The organism is Streptomyces sp. NPDC053367, from assembly GCF_044545925.1.
Lineage (GTDB): Bacteria > Actinomycetota > Actinomycetes > Streptomycetales > Streptomycetaceae > Streptomyces.
Genome location: NZ_JBITYN010000004.1, coordinates 358375 through 376528 on the forward strand (window position 1 = coordinate 358375; position 18154 = coordinate 376528).

The following is an 18154-nucleotide window of genomic DNA, read 5'->3' on the forward strand; positions in this document are numbered from 1 at the left end:
TCCGGCGGCGCGACTGTGCGGGCCGGACACCGATGTGGGCCGGTCCGGACAGGCGGATCATCGACGCGACCGCACAACTTCTCCTGACCACAGGGAGGTTCGCTCGATGCCGCGTCCGTCCGCGCAGTCCGCAGCGTCACCCGGCACGCTCCGGTTCTCCGTCCTCGGCCCGCTCACGGTCCACCGCGACGGCAAGGCGCTGCCCCTCGGCCCGCTCAAGCAGCGCGTCGTCCTGGCGACGCTGCTCGGCTCGGCCGACTCACCGGTCTCCGTGGACACGCTGACCGACGCGGTCTGGGCCGACGAACCCCCGCGCACCGCCCGCAAGAACCTCCAGGTGTACGTGAGCGCCCTGCGCGCCCTGCTCGGGGAGGCGGGCGGCGGGCCTCGGCTCACCCACACCTGCGGCGGATACGTCCTGCGGGTCACGGACGACGAGCTCGACCTCCAGCGGTTCCGCTCCCTGGTCCGTGCCGCCGAGGGGCGACCGCCCGCCGCAGCAGCCCCGTTGCTGCGCCAGGCCCTCGACCTGTGGCAGGGCCCGCCGTTCGGCGACGACCTGCGCCACTCGCCCCGGCTCGCCGAGGAGGCCGAGCGTCTCGAACTGCGCCACCTCACGGCGTACGAGAGCTGGGCGGAGGCCGAACTGGCGCTGGGCGGCGCGTCGGCCGTCGTGGAGGAGCTGCCCGAGCTGGTGGAGCGGCACCCGCTGCGCGAGCGGCTGCGCTCCGCGTGGATGTGCGCGCTGAGCCGCTCCGGACGGCAGGCCGAGGCGCTCGCGGTGTACGACGACTACCGTCAGCTCCTCGCCCGCGAGCTGGGCCTGGAGCCGAGCGGCGCCCTGACGGCCCGCTACCGTGCGATCCTCGCGGGCGACGACCGCCCCGCCGGAGCACGGGCCGTCCCCGCACGCCGGGCTCTGCCGCCCGACATCGGCGACTTCACCGGCCACGGCGACGAACTCGACGACCTGCTGAAGCTGTTGGACGGCTCCGGCGGGGTCGTCCTGCTGTCCGGCCCCGCCGGAGCCGGAAAGACCACCCTCGCCGTACGGGCCGCCCATCTGCTCGGCGACCGCTTCCCCGACGGCCGGCTCTGCGTCCGCCTGCGCGACCCCGACGGCACCACCCGCCCGCTGCCCGCAGTCCTCACCGAACTGGCCGAACAGATCGGCCCGCGCGGGCCGTCGACGCCCGAGGCGTGGCGGGAGTGGCTCGCGGCCCACCGCGTCCTGGTCGTCCTGGACGACGTACCCGGGGAGAGCGCCGTACGCCCCCTGCTCCCGTACGGCGGCCAGGGCCGGGTCCTGCTCACCGCGCGCGGCCAGCTCGGCGGGCTGGCCCCGGTGCACCGGATCCCCGTGCCGCCGCTGGGCGCCGCCGAGGCCCTGCACCTGCTCGCCGGGCTCGTCGGCGGCAGCCGGGTGCGGGCGGACCGGGAGGCCGCGCTGCGTATCGTGCGCGCCTGCGGGGGCTCGCCCCTGGCCGTGCGGGTGAGCGGGATGCGGCTCGCGGTGCTCCGGCACGTTCCGCTGCGGGAGTTCGCGGACCGCCTCACCGACCCCGCCGACGCGCTGGACGAACTGACCTCCGGTGACGTGTCCGTACGGCAGTGGCTCGCGCGCGGCTGGCAGGCGCTGCCGGGCGAGTGCGGGCGGCACGCGTCACGCCTGGCCGAGGGCACCGGCGACGGCCCGTTCGGCCTGGCGGAGGCGGCCGAGGCCCTCGGCTGCGACGAGCGGCACGCCGTACGGATCGTGGAGACCCTGATCGACGCCGGGATGGTCACCTCACCGGGCGGCGAGGTGACCGCCCACGCGGCGCAGTACGAACTCCCGCACCTGATACGGCTCTACGCACGCGGCACCCGCCCCGGAACGCCGGCACTCACCCCGTGACCTGGTCGTCGTCGCGGTGGGCGGCGACCTCGACGTCCTCGCTCTCGGTCCGCCGAGAGCCGGCGGCCCCCTCCGCGCTCTCGTCCTCGCCCTTCGCGGCCCCCTGGGCTTCCTCGGAGGCGGGCAGCGCGAACCAGGCGTAGACGCCGGCCAGCACGACGATCAGGCCGGCCGCGGCGAACACCAGGTCGACGGGCCCGAACCGGAGCCCGCCGAACGAGCCGCCGGCGTCCCGCAGCAGCGAACCGGCCAGCCAGCCCGACAGCACCGCGGACAGCATCGACGCGAGCTTGGTCACCGGGTAGAACACGGCCATCACCCGGCCCCGGTACTCGGCTGGCGCCGCGGCCAGCAGCAGGGGCGACATCGCCGTGTTCAGCACGGTGAGCGGCACGGTGAAGACGAAGAGCAGGACGAGGCCGCCGAGGAAACCCGTCTGCCGCGAATACGCCACCAGCAGCACACCGCTCACCAGCAGACCCGCCCAGGTGGCCCGGCGCGCCCCGAACCACTGCACCACCCGGCCCCCGCACAGAGCGCCGATGATGCCGCCGACCCCCATCGCCATACCGAGGTAGCCGTACAGACCGGCGTCCGCGTGCAGGTTGTCGGTGGTGAAGAAGACGTTCAGCGTGCTCAGCGCGCCCACCCCGAACTGCCCGATCACGGTGAGCACCAGCAGCGCGACCAGGAACCTGCTGCCGGCGAAGAAGCGCAGCCCGTCCACGAACTCCGGCAGCAGCCCCCTGCGTCGGGCGGAGGCCCGCTCGCTCCGACCCGGCGTGCGGATGTCGATGGAGCGGATCGCGACGTACGACACGACGTACGTCAGGCCGTTGAACAGGAGCGCCCACTGCAGTCCGGCGGCGAACAGCAGAGGTGCGGCCAGCGGCGGCCCGATGATCCAGGCCGTCTGCCCGGTCGCCTGGCCGATCCCGGCGGCGCGGGCGCGGTCGGCCTCCCCCTTCACCAGGTCGGCGAGGACGGCGAAGCGCGCGGGGTTGAAGAACTGGCCCGCCGTGTTCAGCAGCAGCACGGTCGTGTAGATGACGGCGAGCCACACCCCGGCCGGCAGGGCGTCGAGCGGCAGCAGCGTGACGGCGGTCAGCACCGCCACGAGCCCGGCCCGGAACCACTCGGTGCGCAGCATCGTGGCCCGCTTGTCCCAGCGGTCGACGAACACGCCCGCGAGCGGCCCGATCACCAGCACGGCCGCGCTGGACGCCATGAGGATGCCACTGACCGCGACCGGCGCCCACGGCTCGTCCTTCGCCAGCACGGTCGCCACCCACAGCACCAGCGTCGTGCCGAACACGGCGTCCCCGACGGACGAGACCGCCTGACCGAACCACAACCGCGTGTAGTCGCGGTTGATCAGGGTCAGCCGCGCCCTCATGACGGCCTCGGGGAGGTGACGATCAGCGCCGTCAGGGCGGTGACCAGGGTCGTGTGGTACGCCTGGGCGAAGAACTCCCCGGGTGAGGCCGAGGATTCCTGCGCGAGCGCGGCCGACCGCGCCGGCAGCGCCCCGTCCGGCCGCTGGGCCCGCGCCAGACAGGCCACGGCCGCGGCGCCCTCCGGTGTGTCCAGCGGCTCGCTGCCCAGGATGAACTGCGTGAGCACCAGCTCCGCCGCGAGGTCCCACAGATCGTGCTCGGCGCTGTGCCGCAGCAGCCGGCCCACCAGGTCCCGGGCGTGCGCCAGCGCCCCGCCGCCGAGACCGGGCGCCGTGCGGCCGAAGTCCCCGAGATAGAAGGCCGTGTGCGTCAGGGCGTACGCCTGCGGCGTGCTCAGCGGCGCCCCGTCCTGCGCCGACCCGTCGGCGCGGTACGCCACGAGCGGGCTGTGCGCGAGGAGTTCGGCGTACGGCTCGACGGTGTGCCGGACACCCGCCTTGTCCGCGTAGTGGCGGATCTCGATGCGCTGGTAGGGCGACTTGTCCCGGGGCGAGAGGAACTCCGGTTCCAGCAGGGCGAGTCGGGCGCGCACCTGCGTGGTGTCGATGCCGTCGGGGGCGAGGGCGGCGTAGATCAGCCCGTACGTGTCGCCGTGCCGGGGCACGCCGTCGAAGAGGCGGGGGAAGTCGGGGTCCTGCCAGAGTTTGCGGACGAGGGCCGTCGCCCCGCCGAGCGTGTCCGGGGGCTCGGCCAGGCGGGCCGCGCAGTGGCACAGCAGCGCCAGCTCCAGCGCGGCCTTCGCCCGGCCGTGGGCCGCCGGCCGGGCACTCGCCGAGAACGGGTCGAAGTGGTCGAGGTTCCCGCCCAGCCAGCCGAGCGCACCGGCGGCCAGCCGCTCCAGGGGCCCGGCCATGACTACAGCCGCCCGGTCGCGTGCAGATGGTCGAGCAGGGCCGTGTCGACGGTGTCCCGGAACCGCGCGAGGGTCCGCGCGTCCTCGTCGTAGCGGTACAGGTCCTGGCAGCCGATCCAGCGGTCGCGGGTCACCGCGCCCGGCAGATAGCCGTCGGTGACCGTGCCGACCTCCCAGTCCGGCTTGCCCGCCGTCTCCCAGCAGCTGGCGAGGGTGCCGTCGGCGCTCACCACCGCGCCGTAACGGCCGTCGGTGTGGCCGCAGGTGACACAGGTCTTGCGGGCGCCGGGGCGGCTCACCCCGAAACCGAGTTCGAGCGCCCGGCGCTGCCAGCGGGTGAAGGCGGCCGCCAGGTCGCCGTTGTGCAGCAGGCTGTTGGCGTAGCCGACGCCCACGTCACCGATCCGGGCGAAGTACAGCGAGCAGCGGGCGGGGTCGAGCGTGGCGGCCAGCCGGTCGATCAGCGCGTCGACGCCGTCGAAGGTCTCCTGCGAGACGTTCACCCGCAGGGTCCACTGCAGGGGTGAGACCTCCGAGGCCCGGGCGATGTTGCGGACGATCTTGTCGAAGGTGCCGCCGCCGTCCGCCCTGCCGATACGGATCCGGTCGTGGTCGGGGCGGTCGCCGTCGAAGGTCACCTGGACCGACGTCAGGCCCAGTTCGGCGAGCCGGCGCGCCAGACGGGGAGTGAGCAGAGTGGCGTTGGAGATCATCCACGCCGAGGTGGGCGCCATCTCGCCCGCCCGCTCCAGGAGTTCGACACAGCCGCGCGGATTGAGCAGCGGCTCCCCGCCGAACAGCAGTATCCGCAGCTTCTCCAGGCCCACGGCGGCCATCTGCCGCTCGGTGAAGCCGAGGATCGAGGTGATCGTGTCCGAGGTCAGCCGGGTCCGGGCGATCCGCGGCGGCCGGCTGCCGCCGCCCAGGTCCTGGGCGGTGTTCTGGAAGCAGTAGCCACAGCCCAGGTTGCAGTGGGTGCTGGTCAGGACGGTCAGCGAGTAGGCGCCGATCCCGGGCGTCGTGAACAGGCCGCTCTCGCGCAGCCGTTGCTCCGCCTCGGGCCGCAGGCCGCCGTCGGCCGTGACATGCCGGCCGGCCAGGCGCGCCACTCCGCCAGGGCCCAGGAACCACCAGTTCCGCTCTCCCTTGAGCAGCCGCGCCCCGGAGGGCAAGGGGTCGGACGCCGCCGTCCGGGTGGGACTCACCGCTTGGTCGATGCTCACCGGGCCTCCCCTGCTGCCGATGCTCCCGCCGTGGTCAGCGCCGTGGCCGGGCCGTTCGTCACGGTCAGCGTCATCAGCGCCACGATCAATGTCACCTTGTACGCCTTGCGGAAGTACTCCACCGGCGTCGCGTCCGCCGGGGCCCGCTCACCGGCCGCTCGTCCCGGCATCGCCCCGTCGGCGGCCTGGGCCGCGGCGAGCATCCGCAGGGCCGCCGCGCCGGACGGGGTGCGCCGCGGATCGGCCCCCAGACAGGACTGGGCCAGCACGAGTTTCGCGGCGATGTCCCAGTCGGCGAGCCGTACGAAACGGTCCGTCAGCCGTTCCACGACCCGCAGCGCCCGCTCCCGCTCGTTCTCCGTCAGGCCGGGGTCGCGGGAGCCGAAGTCGCTGAGGTAGAAGAGGGTGTGCGCCACCCGGCAGCCGTCCAGATCGGCCACGGGCAGCGTCGCGGCCGGCGGCAGAGGGCTCGCCTCGTACAACTCCCGGTAGGAGGCGAACCGGTGCTCGGCGCCCGCGAGATCGGCGTAGAACCTGGCCTCCAGGTGGAGGAACGGCGGTTTGCGCCCCGGCGTCAGATAACCGGCGGACGCCAGCCGCTCCCGTACGGCGCGTGGCGCGTCGCCCGGCACCCCGGCCGGGGCGAGCGCCGCGTACATCAGCTCGAACTGCGGCCCGTACCGTGCCTCCGCGGTCAGCAGGCGCGGGAAGTCCGGCCGCCGCCAGACCTGTTCGACGACCGCGGTGACCTCCGCCAGGGCGGGGTCGCCGGGCGCGCACTTCTCCCACTGGCGCCGAAGCGTCGCGAGCTGCAGCAGCGCCTTCACCCGCGGGGTGAGCGGCAGCTCGGCATGGGCGGCCGGGGAGTCGAGGTAGGCCGCGTGCAGCCGTATCCACTGCCGGGCGCCCGCAGACAGGCTCGTCACGGCCTCATCGAGGCCCGCTGGTCGCGTACTCATGGTTCTCCTTCGAGAGAGCGGAGGCCCGGGCCGCGGGCGCGGACGCTCCGGCGACCTGCTCGATGACGTCGGCCGCGCGCGCCGCGCCGTCCGCCGCGGCCAGCCTGCCGCCGAGGACCTGGGCGTGGGACCGCAGGCCGTCGTCGCGCCAGGCGGACTCCAGCAGGGCCGAAGCCGGCACGGCGGGACTCTTCGGGAAGTGCACGGCCACACCCGCGCGCATACAGGCGCCGGTGAGCACGGGTTGCTCGGAGCCGTTGGGAGACAGGGCGAGGGGCCGGCCGCGCAGCAGGGCCGCCAGCACCGGGGCGGAGGTGCCGTTGCTCAGCACCAGCCCGGCGCGGTCGACGAGCGGGCCCAGCCACCGCTTGCGGACCAGCAGGATGTCGGCGTCCGGGGCGGGCGCCGGATCGGTGGAGCGGCCCTGTTCGACGACAGCCTGGAACCGGCCGCCGGTGAAAGCCTCGTTGAGGCGGGGCCACAGACTCCTGCCCTCGAAGAAGCGGCCCAGATGGACGTAGACGACGGGTTTGCCGGACCGTGCGAGATGCTCCTCGATCGCCGCGACCTCCCCCGGGTCGGGCGTCGGCTCCCAGCTCAGCGGCCCCACGTGCCGCACCCGCTCGGGCAGTCGGGCCCCCGGGTACTCGAGCGCCGGGTCCCCGCGCAGCAGCAGCACGTCACCCAGCAGCGCGCCGTCCCCCCACCGGCAGGCGCGCCCGGCCAGTCCGGCCTGCTCCCGCACGGCCGCGTGCAGGCGCAGGGTGTCCCGGGTCCGGCTGTCCCGGGTGCGGCCCAGCTGCGGTTCCCCTTCGCCGCCCGACCGGTAGTCCCACAGATGCACCGAGAGTCCGACCACCACCACCGGAAGGTCCAGCGCCTCGGCCGCGACCAGGGCGCCGTTGCACAGCACGGACGTGACCAGCAGGTCCGCCCCCGTCTCCCGCGCCGCGCGCAGGACGGCCCGGTACTGGTCCGGCCCGGTCTGCCCCCACCACGTCGCGGAGAACGCCCGGCGTCCGCCGAACTCCTCCGCCGCCGCGAACGGCAGCCCGGCCTCCGCCACCACGGGCGCCACCGACGACCGGCCCAGCACACTCACGTCGTGTCCGCGCAGTCGCAGTTCACGGCCCGCGGCGAGCACCGGATAGAGATAGCCGCCGTCGCTGAGCGGGCAGAGCAGGATCTTCACGACGTGCCGCTCCCTCGGTGTGCGCGGGTCCGCTGCCGGGACGGATGGCCGCGGGCCCCCGGTTCCGGCAGAGAACTGCCGGGAACCGGGTGGCCCGCGCGGTGCTCAGGTGCGAGGACCCTGTGTCAGGAGAGCTCGCTGGAGTTGTTGATCACGCAGCCGGAGTCGACGACCTCTTCGGTCTCGCCGTGCGCGACGACCTCGATGTCCTCGTTCTCGGTCGGCTCGGGGTTCGTGTTCTCGGACATGTGGATCCTCCTTGGTCGACGGCGTCGCTGCGCCGGCTGAGAAAGAACGTACGGACCCCCGGTATGGGAACGCCTGACCGGCGGTTCGACGCCGGTAAAAGCCGACCGTGCGGCACCGGAACACCCCGCCGGCCACCACCCCGACCCGCCCCCGCGGCCACCCCGACCTGCGATTTAACCGATCCCCAGGCGTCCGCGAACCGGAACTGTGCCGGCCGCGGGCACGATCCGGGGCATGCTCCGCGCGCGGCACGAGCTCGCGGGGGAGGCAACCCGGAGGAGACGACGTGGACCTGGCGGAGCTCATCGGCCTGCGGCCCGTGCCCTGCGGCGGTCTCCTGGTGGCGCTCACCCGTCGCTGCCCCCTGAGCTGCGCCCACTGCTCCACACAGTCGTCCATGACGGCCACCGAACGCCCCGACCCGCGGCAGCTGCTGCGTTTCGTCGGCTCGTTCGGCCCGGACGACCGCCCCGACGTGGTCCTCCTGACCGGCGGCGAACCCCTGCTGCTGCCCGGCCTCGCCGCCCGGCTGGCCATGACGGCGCGTGCCGCGGGCTCGCGGGTCGCGCTGCTCAGCGGGATGTTCTTCGCCCGCGACGGAGGCGTACCCGACCGGATCATGCGCACCGTCGAGACCCTCGACCACTTCTCCGCGAGCCTGGACGCCCACCACGAGCGCGAGGTCCCGCGCGCACAGATGCTGCGCGCCCTGCGGACCGTGCTCGACGCCGGCGTCCCCGTCAGCATCCACCTCACCGGCACCGGCGCGGACGACCCGTACCTCGCGGACGCCGTCGCCGACGTCGACCGCACGTTCGGCGGCCGAGTGCCCCTGCTCGTCAACGAGATCAGACCGCTCGGCCGCGCCGCCCGCCTCGTCCCGGCGACACCGCCCGGACCCGACGGCACCCAGGCGGCCCCCTGCACCCTCGCGGCCTGGCCGGTCGTCGCCTTCGACGGGACCGTCGCCGCCTGCTGCAACCAGTGGACCGTGGACCGGCGCCCCGTCCCCGCCCATCTGCGGCTCGGACACATCGCCGACGACGACTGGGCGACCGTACGCTCCCGCTCGCTCGGCTCCCCGGTGCTGCGGATGCTGCGCACCGTGGGCCCCCGGCGACTGCACGCCCGCCACGGCACCACGCCCGCCCCGGCCGGCTACTGCGGCAGCTGCCACGCCCTCGCCGACCGCCCCGACGTCCTCGCGGGCGCGGCCCGCGACGCGGGCGGCCGGGTCGGGGAGGTCCTCGACCGGCTCGGCGCCGAACAGCAGCTCGCCGCCGGACCCGCCGCACTCGTACGCCGCATGGGCTGCGCCCGCTACGCGCACCTGGTGGAGGCGCCCGTCCCGCAGAGGAGCCGTCGATGACCGCGCCCGCGTCCGTCGCGCTCGGCACCAAACTCGCCCCCGTCACACCGGTGTTGCGGGCGGCGACAGCGGCGCTGTGGCGCCCCGACGGACTGCGCCGGCGCTACGTCCGCTACCTGACCGCCATGCACCCGCTCGTACGGGCCTCCGTACCGCTGCTGGAACGCGCCGCCGAACGGTGCGCCGAGCTGGACGACCCCGACGCCGCGCGCCTCGCCGCGTACTACATCCGGCACGCCGCCGAGGAACGCGACCACGACACCTGGCTGCTGGACGACCTGGCCTGCGCCGGCGCCGGTCCCGCGGCCGTCCCGCACCCCGTCGTCGTCGAGCTGGCCGGGGCGCAGTACTACCGCGTCGAACACGAGCACCCCGCCGCGCTCCTGGGCTACATGGCCGTCCTGGAGGGCAACGCCCCCGGGCCCCGGCTCGCGGACCGCCTCACCGCGGCCACCGGGCTCCCGGCAGGAGCGTTCCGCACCCTGCGCGAACACGCGGAACTCGACGGCGGGCACCTCGCCGACCTGTACCGGCTCCTCGACGGCCTCCACCTGACGCCGGACCGGCAGACCACCGTCTGCGTCAGCGCCCTGCACACGGCCCAACTGCTCACCCGGCTCTTCCTCGCCCTCGCCGCCGACCCCGGAGGACAACCGTGACCGACAACGACCCGTCCCGGCCCACCCTGGAGACGCTCGCCGCCGCGGGGTTCAACGTGGACGCCCTCAGCGACGAGCAGCGGGAGGTCGTGGCCGCGCTCACCACGGAGGAACTGACCCTGCTCATCGAGATCAGGGGACGGCTCGACGCGGCCGCACCCGAGGTACAGGCCCACGCCGACGTGGCGGGCGGCGCCCTCTTCTGACCCCCACGCCCCCGCGCCCACCCGGAGGAACCCATGCCCTGCGCCTCGTGCCGCGCCGCGCTGCCGCCCGACGCCCGGTTCTGCCCCGCCTGCGGCAGCCCGTGCGCCACCCGGCCGGTCACGGCCAGGCCGACCGGCCGCAAGGTGGTGACCCTCCTCTTCTGCGACCTCGTGGGCTCCACGGCCCTGTCCGGGGCGCTGGACGCGGAGACCCTGCGCTCGGTGACCCTGCGCTGGTTCGACCTGATGCGGCAGCGCATCGAGGAACAGGGCGGCACCGTCGAGAAGTTCATCGGGGACGCCGTGATGGCCGTCTTCGGCGTGCCGACCGTGCGCGAGGACGACGCCCGCCGGGCCGTGGCCGCCGCCCTGGCCATGCGTGAGGCCCTCGCCGGCCTCAACGCCTGGCTCAAGGACTCCGTCGGCGTGACCCTGCAGATGCGCATCGGCGTCAACACCGGCCAGGCCGTGACCGGTTCGGCCACCGCACGGCAGGCGATGGTCTCCGGTGAGGTCGTCAACGTCGCCGCGCGGCTGGAGCAGAACGCCGCCGCCGGGGAGATCCTCATCGGCCCCGGCACCCTGGCCGCCGCCGGACCGGGCGTCCGCACCACACCGACCGGGCCGCTGCTGCTCAAGGGCAAACGCGACCGGGTCACCGCCCACCGCCTGCTCGGCCTGGACGACAAGGACGACCCCGAGGCGCTGCGCCGCTTCGACCTCGCCTTCGTCGGCCGCGCACACGAACTCGCCCTGCTCGACGAGGCGTTGGACCGGGCGGCCCACACCCGGCGGCCCGGCCGGCTGGTGATCGGCGGCGAGGCCGGCCAGGGCAAGACCCGACTCGTGAGGGAATGGCTCCACCGGACCGGCCCGACTGCCGTGGGCGCCCCCCGCAACGGTGTCGGCCGCTGCCACGCACGCGGCGAACAGCCCAGCCTCGGCCCGCTCGCCGACGCCGTGGCCGACCTGCTCAGGACGGTCGCCCCGGCCGAGCCGACACCCGAACTGGACCTGCTGAACCAGGGGTTGCTGCTCGACGGCACGCCCAATCCCTCACCCGCGGACACCTGCGCGGCACTCGCCAAGGTCCTCGCCGACCTGTCCCGGACCCACCCCGTCGTCCTGGTGCTCGACGACTGCCACTGGGCCGCACAGCCGCTCTTCGACGCCCTCGACCGGCTGGAGCGCGCGCTGACCGACGCGGCCGTCCTGATCGTCCTGCTCACCCGCCCCCAGCTCTTCGACGAACGCCCCGCACTGGCCCGGGACGCCGTACCCCTCGGCGGGCTCCGCGACGCCGAGGCCCAGCTCCTCGCGGCCGAACTCACCGGCCGCACCGCGGACGGCGAACCCCTCGCACCGCACATCCTGGCCAGGGTGGGCGGAAACCCCCTGCACCTGGAGCAGCTCCTGCTGGCGGGGCAGCCCCTCGACGCGGACAGCGTCCCGCTCCCGCTCCAGGCCCTGATCGGCGCCCGCATCGACGCGCTCGACCCGCCCGAGCACCGCGCCCTCGGCCTCGCCTCGGTGCTGGGCGGCGACTTCACCGCCGACGAACTGACCGCGCTCGCCGGCCGCCCCGAGGAGACCTGGACCGCGCCCGAGCTGCGCTCCGTCCTGCACCGGCTGGTCCGGCACCGGCTGATCCGCCCGGACGGCGGTGCCTACCGCTTCGCCGGGGGGCTCATCCAGGAGGTCGTCTACGCCAGCCAGTCCAAGCAGGACCGCGCCGACCGGCACGAACGGGCCGCACGGCTGCACTCCGTGCGCGACCGGGGCGGCGCCGCGGTCGGCGCCCACCTCGAACAGGCCCACCGCTACCGCGTCGAGCTGGGCGCCGCCCAGGACCCGCACACCGACCGGCTCCGCCGCCGGGCCGCCGACGCCCTCGCCGAGGCCGGCCGGCTCGCCCTCGCCCACGCGGACCCGGTCTGGGCCGCCGACCTGCTCTCCCGCGCCGCCTCCCACTACGCGCCCGGCGAACCGGGCCGCACCCCCACCCGCCGCCGGCTCGGCCAGACCCTCCTGGACCTGGGCCGCAGCGACGAGGGCAGGACCCTGTTGCAGGAGGTCCTCGCGGACACGGGCGCGGCGTTCCCGGCAGGGCGCGCGGCGGAGGCCGTCGCCTGTGGCGCGGACGCGGGGGAGGCCGTCGTCCGGGACACGGATGCCGGAGAGGTCACCGCCCGTGACACGGACGCCGGGGAAGTCGTCGCCTGCGGCGCGGACACCGAGGAGATCGTCGCCGTTGGCACGGACGCGGGGGAGTCAGTGTTCCCGACCGGGGGCGCGGTGGGGGCCGCCGGCCGTGACGCCGCCTCCGACGCCGCGGATGTCGCCGCCCCCGGCGCCGACGCCGCGTGGGTCGCCGCCCTCGGCGTGGACACCGGCTGGCCCGCCCACCCCGGGGCCGACGTCGGGCAGTCCCGAGCCCTCGGCCCGGGCCCCGGGGCAGATCCCGCCCATGACGCCGGTCCCGCGGAGAGCACCTTCCGCGCCCCGGTCCCCGGAGCTTCCGCGCCGCACACCTCCGACGCCGTGGAGGCCGCCCACGCGCGGCTCGCCCTGGCGTCCGTCGGGCCGGCCGAGGGCAGGGGCGAGTCGCCCGCCGAGGCAGCCGCCGGAACCCTGCCCGTATTCGCCGCGGCCGGGGACGAGCTCGGCCAGGCCCGGGCCTGTCTGCGGCTCGCGCAGGCCGCGCAGGAGCACGGGCGGCACCGGGTCGCGGAGCGGCTGCTGGACAGGGCGCTGGGGCACGCGGTGCGGGCCGACGCCGAGCCGGAGCGGGCCGCCGCGCTCGGGGCGATCGGGGTGTCGCTGTGGCGCGGCCCGCAGCCGGTGGGGGAGGCCGTGGCCCGCTGCCGGGCCCTCCTCGCCGACCAGGGGCCGGGCCGCCGGGCCGTACGGCTGACCCTGAACTGCCCCCTGGCGGTGGTGCTCGCGCTGCACGACGACCGCGACGGCGCCCAGGCATGTCTCGCCGAGGCGGAGCACCTCGCCAGGGGCCTCGGCTACGCGGAGGCCGACGCCTTCCTGCCGATCTTCACCGCGACCGTGGCCGACCTCGCCGGCCGCCCGGAAGAAGCGCTGGCGAGTCTGGAGCGGGCCGCCTCGGCCGCCCGCGACCTGGGCGCGGCGGCGCTGCTGCGCGGAGCGCTGCTGGACGCCGCCCGCATCCGGCTGGACCTCGGCGACCTGCCCGCCGCCGAGGCCGCTCTCGCCGAACTGGCCGGACCGGACGGACCGGCCCGGCCGCGTGCCGAGGCGGCCGACCTCGACGGGCTGCGCGCCCGGATCGCCGCCGCGCGCGGGCAAACCGGGACCGCGACCCGGCTGGCCGCCCGCGCGTCGGCCACCGCGGCCTGCACCGACTCGCCCATCGTGCAGGGCCTGGCCGCCCTCGACCTCGCCCGCACCGCCCTCGCGCTGGACCGCCCGTCCGAGGCCGTGCGGGCGGCGTTCCGCGCCCGCCGGCACTTCGCGGCCAAGGGCCACCTTCCCGCCGTACGCCACGCCGAGGCCGTGGCCGCCGGGTGCCGCGGCGGCACCGCAGCCGGACAGGAGGCACGACGATGACCACCGCGCAGCGACCGGCGCCCGGACTCACCTGGGGCCTGCGGGGGCGCGGCCCCGACGACGTACCCGTGGAGGCCGACGGGCCGCCCGACCCGCCCCGCCAGGGCCTGGTCGGCGGCACCGGGCGAGGCGTACGCGTGTGCGTGGTCGACTCGGGGGTCGAACGCGACCACCCCATGGTCGGCCCGCTCGCCGGCTCCTATCGGGTCTTCAAGGACGACACCGGCGTCCACGTCGAGGAGACCGGCGAAGGGGACGCCTGCGGCCACGGCACGGCCTGCGCCGGCATCATCCGCCGCACCGCGCCGGAGTGCGAGCTGACCAGCGTACGGGTGCTCGGCGAGCGCTTCTCCGGCAGCGGTGACGTCCTCCTGGAGGGCCTGCGCTGGGCCGTGCGCCAGAGGTTCGACGTGGTGAACCTCAGCCTGTCCACCAGCCACGCCCGCTTCGTGGAGGAGCTGCGCCGGCTGGCCGACGAGGCGTACTTCCAGCAGACCGTGATCGTCGCCGCGGCCCACAACACCCATGTGGAGAGCTTCCCGTGGCGTTTCTCCTCGGTGATCTCGGTCGGCAGCCACCAGGAGGACGACCCCGACCTGCACCTGTACAACCCCGACCCGCCGGTGGAGTTCTTCGCCCCCGGGCAGCGGGTCCAGGTGGCCTGGCTCGGCGGCACCTCCATCCGCAGCTCCGGCAACAGCTTCGCCACGCCGTTCGTGGCGGGCCTGTGCGCGCGCATCCTGTCGAGCCGGCCCCGGCTGACACCGTTCCAGCTGAAGAACGCCCTGTACCTGTCCGCAGCCAACGTCCGTGTCCACGGACGCCGGTAACGACCGGCGCCGGAAGGGAAGTTCCATGGCCCAGACGATCGTCCCCGCCGTGTCCGCCGCACCCCGCCCCGACCCGGCCCTCGCGGAGCTCCTGCAGTCGGTGGTGGACACCGCGCGCGCCATCTTCGGCGCCCAGGCCAGCTCCATCATGCTCCTGGACGGCGCGGCGGACGAGCTGGTGTTCGAGGCCGTCTCCGGGCAGGGCCAGGAGTTCCTGGTGGGCCGGCGCTTCCCGGCGGGCCGGGGCATCGCCGGGTGGGTCGCCGCCTCGGGCGAGCCGATGGTGGTCGACGACCTGCGCGACAGCACCGCCTTCGACCGGGACATCGCCGAGTCCACCGGCTATGTCCCCAACGCCCTGATGGCCGTGCCCCTCCTGCACGGCGAGAGCGTCCTCGGCGTCCTGGAGGTCCTCGACCCGTCCCCGCAGGCCCGCGCCGGCCTGCCCGAACTGGACCTGCTGTGCCTCTTCGCCCGCCAGGCCGCCGTGGCGCTCCACCTCCTGACCAGGCAGGCCTCCCGCGACCCGCTCCCGGCCGCCCCCGACGACCGCACCGAACTCCTCCGCCTCCTCGGCGAGGCCCGCCGCCTCCTCGGGGACTGACCCGGACTACCCGCGCGCCGCCCGGCGTTCCCGCAACAGCGTCCGCACCGTCCCGGCCGGCGGCGGTGACGCCGGGCCCCGCAGCAGACCGGCTCCGCGCTCGAGTGCCGCGTCCGCCGTACGGAGTTCGATGTCGACCAGCGCCCGCATCAGCGGCCGGCCCTCCGGCGCCGCCAGGTCGCTCTGTGCCCCGGCCGCCCGCAACGCCGCCCCGGCCGCCCGCACTCCATGCGCGACCAGCTCCACCAGCCCGGCCGGGCGGCGGCCCTCCCACAGTTCCTCCACGCTCACCGAGAAGCGCCTCAGCGTCTCCTGCGGGATGCCGAGCCGCCCCTCCCGCAGGTCCTCGGCGAGATCGTTGACGAAGTCCAGCCGCTGGCTGCCGTCGATGAGCGTGCGGCAGGCCGCCCGGAACGGGCCGTCGTCGTCCTCGGGCCCGAGCAGCGTGGCGACCAGCATGAAGGCGGGATGCGAATAGGCGTCGACATACGCCTGGTAGTCACCCTCGGTGGCGAAGCCCTCGAACTCCAGCTCGGCCGTGGCGGTGGTCAGATAATCCTCCACGACCGGGCGCAGCCGGGGGCACGCGCCGATGGTGTGCAGCATCGCCCCGATCAGCGGGTCGTCGCCCTGCCCGCTCTCCAGCGCGGTGCGCACCCGACGCTGCCACACCGTCCAGGCGGCCGCCCGCTGCGTGGCGGTGCCCGTGTCCAGGACGTCGTCCCCGTGGTGCATGAAGGCGGTGGCGGCCACCGCGTGCGGCAGCAGCGCCGGGGGCAGCAGGATCCGCGCGGCCAGATAGGAGCTGCGGCGGAAGCGGCGTACCGCCTTCCGCTGCGCCGAGTACGCCCGGCGCAGCTCCGGTTCAAGGATTCCCGCCGCGTCCAGGCCCCGCTTCCACGCGCTCATCCGCCGATCGTAGGCGGCCGTCGGCGCGGAGCAGTTCGGCGGGGGTGCCGGTGGCGGCGACGCGGCCGTCCGCGAGGGCGATGAGGTGGTCGGCGGCCTGGACGGTGGAGGGCCGGTGGGCGATGACGAGGAGGGTGCACTCGCGGCTGACGCGGCGCACCGTGCGGCGCAGGGCGGCCTCGCTGACCGGGTCGAGCTGCGAGGTCGGCTCGTCGAGGAGGAGCAGCGCGGGCCGGGCGAGGAGGGCGCGGGCGATGGCGACGCGCTGCCGCTCGCCCCCGGAGATGCGGACGCCGCGTTCGCCGACGTCGGTGTCGAGGCCCGCGGGGAGCCGGGCCACCAGGGTGTCGAGGTCGGCCAGGGTCATGGCGCGGCGCAGGTCGGCGTCGCCCGCGCCGGGGGCGGCGTAGAGGAGGTTCTCGCGGAGTGTGCCGTACAGCACGGGCGTGTCCTGCTCGACCAGCGCCATCCGGCCGCGGGACTCCCACAGGTCCAGGCCGCGCAGGTCCTCGCCGCACAGGAGGATGCGGCCGCGGTCGGGGTCGTAGAACCGCTCGGTGAGCGCGAACACCGTCGACTTGCCGGCGCCCGACCGGCCGACGAGCGCGGTGGTCCGCAGCGCAGGCACCCGGAACGACACCCCGCGCAGCACCGGCCGGCCCGGCTCGTAGCCGAACCACACGTCCCGGAACTCCAGGGCCGTGTCGCCGCGCCGGGGCCTCGGCGCGACCGGGACCCGGCCGCGGCCGGGCAGGGGTTCCGGAGGCAGCCGCAGGGCGTCCTCGATGCGCTGCAGGGCGCCGCTGCCCTGCTGGAGCGCGCTCATCGCCTGGAAGACGGCGTCGATCGGCATCACCAGATACGTCATGTACAGCAGGAAGGCGACGAGGTCGGCGACCGAGCCCTTGCCCTGTGCGACGCGCAGCCCGCCCACCAGCAGCACCACCAGGAAGGAGCCGTTGACGGCGAGCCGGGTCGCCGGGCCGATCACCGCCTCCAGGCGGGCCATGCGCAGGCTCGCCGTGTACGCGCCGCGCGCCTGTACGGCGATCCGGTCGCACTCGCGCTCCTCGGCCCGGCTGGCCCGCACCGTGCGGATCGCGCCGAGCGCCCGTTCCAGGTCGGCGGCCATGGCCCCCACCGCGTTCTGCCGGTGCAGCGACGCCCGCCGCAGCCCGCGCAGCGCCGCGGCCACCGAGAGCCCCCCCACGGACACCAGCACCAGCACGATCAGGAACAGCACCGGGTCGAGCCACACCATCAGCGCCACGGCGCCGGCCACCCCGACCACGCCGGTGACGGCGTCGGCGAAGGAGTCCGCGACCAGCCGGCGCACCTCCGCGCCGTCCGTGCCGAGCCGCGAGATGAGGTCCCCGGTGCGCTGCCTCTCGTACTGCGGCATCCGCAGCCGCAGCAGCCGCCCGATCAGGCCGAGCCGCAGCCCGAGGGTGACCTGCTCGCTGGTGCGGGCCAGCACATAGCGCGCGGCCGTCTCCACCGCGGCCTCCGCGACGAACAGCCCGACCAGCGCCCCGACGAGCCCCGCGGAGACGCCGCCGCCCGCGGTCTCGATGACCCGCCGCACCAGCAGCGGCTGCGCGAGCGCCAGCCCGGCCCCGGCGAGGGTCAGCGCGCAGGCCACGAGCACCCACCGGCGGTACGGGCCCAGCAGCCGCAGCACGTGCCGCAGTCCCGCCCGGCCGTCCGGCGGGTCCGGCTCCCGAGAAGTGCGCACGGTGTCCTTCACGGCACGGTGAACAGGGTCCGGAAGTAGCCGGGCGGGAAGTCCTCGCCGACGGCCTCCCCGCCGGCCTCCACCCAGGCGTGCGCCCCGAACGGCGCGGTGTAGCGCACCCCGAGGCACCAGACGGGCCAGCGGCCGTGCAGCCGGCACAGCAGCGCCGTGGCGAGCGACCGGACCAGACAGCCCTCCGGTCCGCCGCAGGCGAGACTGACCGCGACGACCGCGTCCCGAGCCTCCTTCGTCTCGACGCACCCGGCGGGCCGGGCACCGCGCCGGACCAGTCCGAGCACGCCGCGGATCCGGCGCGGCGAGCGGGTCGCGAGCAGCCGTGCCGCGCCCACCGCCGCGTGCGCCGCCAGCCGTTGCGGGAGGGGCACGGACCGCGGATCGTGCAGCACCACCCCCTGCATCGTCATGCGGATCG

Annotated in this window: 16 protein-coding genes; 7 read left to right on the forward strand and 9 right to left on the reverse strand. The window is 75.5% G+C overall.

The window, feature by feature from the left end; genetic code table 11:
* Positions 1-106 precede the first annotated feature (106 nt).
* The gene (locus ACIGXJ_RS14335; RefSeq protein ID WP_399644427.1) at positions 107-1897 is read left to right on the forward strand and encodes a BTAD domain-containing putative transcriptional regulator; all 1791 of its coding nucleotides are present in this window, start codon (positions 107-109) and stop codon (positions 1895-1897) included.
* Here ACIGXJ_RS14335 and ACIGXJ_RS14340 read toward each other — a convergent pair.
* From ACIGXJ_RS14340 to ACIGXJ_RS14365, 6 genes are all read right to left on the reverse strand, one after another.
* On the reverse strand, positions 1887-3293 hold the full coding sequence (locus ACIGXJ_RS14340; RefSeq protein ID WP_399644429.1) for an MFS transporter: 1407 nt from the start codon (positions 3291-3293) through the stop codon (positions 1887-1889). The genes ACIGXJ_RS14335 and ACIGXJ_RS14340 overlap by 11 nt on opposite strands.
* Positions 3290-4207, reverse strand: coding sequence for a DUF6895 family protein (locus ACIGXJ_RS14345; protein WP_399644431.1), 918 nt, complete (start codon positions 4205-4207; stop codon positions 3290-3292). Before ACIGXJ_RS14345 ends, ACIGXJ_RS14340 begins: the two co-directional genes overlap by 4 nt.
* Before the next feature lie 2 nt (positions 4208-4209).
* On the reverse strand, positions 4210-5430 hold the full coding sequence (locus ACIGXJ_RS14350) for a radical SAM protein (RefSeq protein WP_399644433.1): 1221 nt from the start codon (positions 5428-5430) through the stop codon (positions 4210-4212).
* Entirely contained in the window at positions 5427-6389 is a 963-nt protein-coding gene (locus ACIGXJ_RS14355; protein WP_399644435.1) for a DUF6895 family protein, read from the reverse strand. Before ACIGXJ_RS14355 ends, ACIGXJ_RS14350 begins: the two co-directional genes overlap by 4 nt.
* The gene (locus ACIGXJ_RS14360) at positions 6361-7581 is read right to left on the reverse strand and encodes a glycosyltransferase (RefSeq protein ID WP_399644437.1); all 1221 of its coding nucleotides are present in this window, start codon (positions 7579-7581) and stop codon (positions 6361-6363) included. Before ACIGXJ_RS14360 ends, ACIGXJ_RS14355 begins: the two co-directional genes overlap by 29 nt.
* Before the next feature lie 125 nt (positions 7582-7706).
* Positions 7707-7829, reverse strand: coding sequence for a hypothetical protein (locus ACIGXJ_RS14365; RefSeq protein ID WP_399644438.1), 123 nt, complete (start codon positions 7827-7829; stop codon positions 7707-7709).
* A 287-nt stretch (positions 7830-8116) separates the two neighbouring features.
* Here ACIGXJ_RS14365 and ACIGXJ_RS14370 point away from each other — a divergent pair, with 287 nt between their 5' ends.
* From ACIGXJ_RS14370 to ACIGXJ_RS14395, 6 genes are read left to right on the forward strand one after another with little or no spacing between them, the layout of a single operon-like run.
* A complete protein-coding gene (locus tag ACIGXJ_RS14370) occupies positions 8117-9199 on the forward strand; it encodes a radical SAM protein (RefSeq protein WP_399644439.1) in 1083 nt (360 codons plus the stop codon).
* Complete coding sequence (locus ACIGXJ_RS14375) at positions 9196-9858, forward strand: iron-containing redox enzyme family protein (RefSeq protein ID WP_399644441.1); 663 nt, start codon at positions 9196-9198, stop codon at positions 9856-9858. The genes ACIGXJ_RS14370 and ACIGXJ_RS14375 overlap by 4 nt, the downstream gene beginning before the upstream one ends.
* Entirely contained in the window at positions 9855-10064 is a 210-nt protein-coding gene (locus ACIGXJ_RS14380; RefSeq protein ID WP_399644443.1) for an aroma-sacti cluster domain-containing protein, read from the forward strand. Before ACIGXJ_RS14375 ends, ACIGXJ_RS14380 begins: the two co-directional genes overlap by 4 nt.
* Before the next feature lie 33 nt (positions 10065-10097).
* Complete coding sequence (locus ACIGXJ_RS14385; RefSeq protein WP_399644444.1) at positions 10098-13643, forward strand: adenylate/guanylate cyclase domain-containing protein; 3546 nt, start codon at positions 10098-10100, stop codon at positions 13641-13643.
* On the forward strand, positions 13640-14473 hold the full coding sequence (locus tag ACIGXJ_RS14390) for a S8 family peptidase (protein ID WP_399644445.1): 834 nt from the start codon (positions 13640-13642) through the stop codon (positions 14471-14473). The genes ACIGXJ_RS14385 and ACIGXJ_RS14390 overlap by 4 nt, the downstream gene beginning before the upstream one ends.
* A 25-nt stretch (positions 14474-14498) precedes the next feature.
* On the forward strand, positions 14499-15077 hold the full coding sequence (locus ACIGXJ_RS14395; protein WP_399644447.1) for a GAF domain-containing protein: 579 nt from the start codon (positions 14499-14501) through the stop codon (positions 15075-15077).
* A gap of 6 nt (positions 15078-15083) precedes the next feature.
* On the opposite strand, the gene ACIGXJ_RS14400 is transcribed toward ACIGXJ_RS14395, so the two are convergent.
* From ACIGXJ_RS14400 to ACIGXJ_RS14410, 3 genes are read right to left on the reverse strand one after another with little or no spacing between them, the layout of a single operon-like run.
* Positions 15084-15986: a squalene/phytoene synthase family protein gene (locus ACIGXJ_RS14400; RefSeq protein WP_399644448.1), complete on the reverse strand. Its 903-nt coding sequence runs from the start codon at positions 15984-15986 to the stop codon at positions 15084-15086.
* Positions 15943-17721, reverse strand: a complete 1779-nt coding sequence (locus ACIGXJ_RS14405; RefSeq protein WP_399644449.1) for an ABC transporter ATP-binding protein — start codon at positions 17719-17721, stop codon at positions 15943-15945. The genes ACIGXJ_RS14400 and ACIGXJ_RS14405 overlap by 44 nt, the downstream gene beginning before the upstream one ends.
* Before the next feature lie 8 nt (positions 17722-17729).
* Complete coding sequence (locus ACIGXJ_RS14410) at positions 17730-18146, reverse strand: lasso peptide biosynthesis B2 protein (RefSeq protein WP_399644450.1); 417 nt, start codon at positions 18144-18146, stop codon at positions 17730-17732.
* Positions 18147-18154 lie beyond the last annotated feature (8 nt).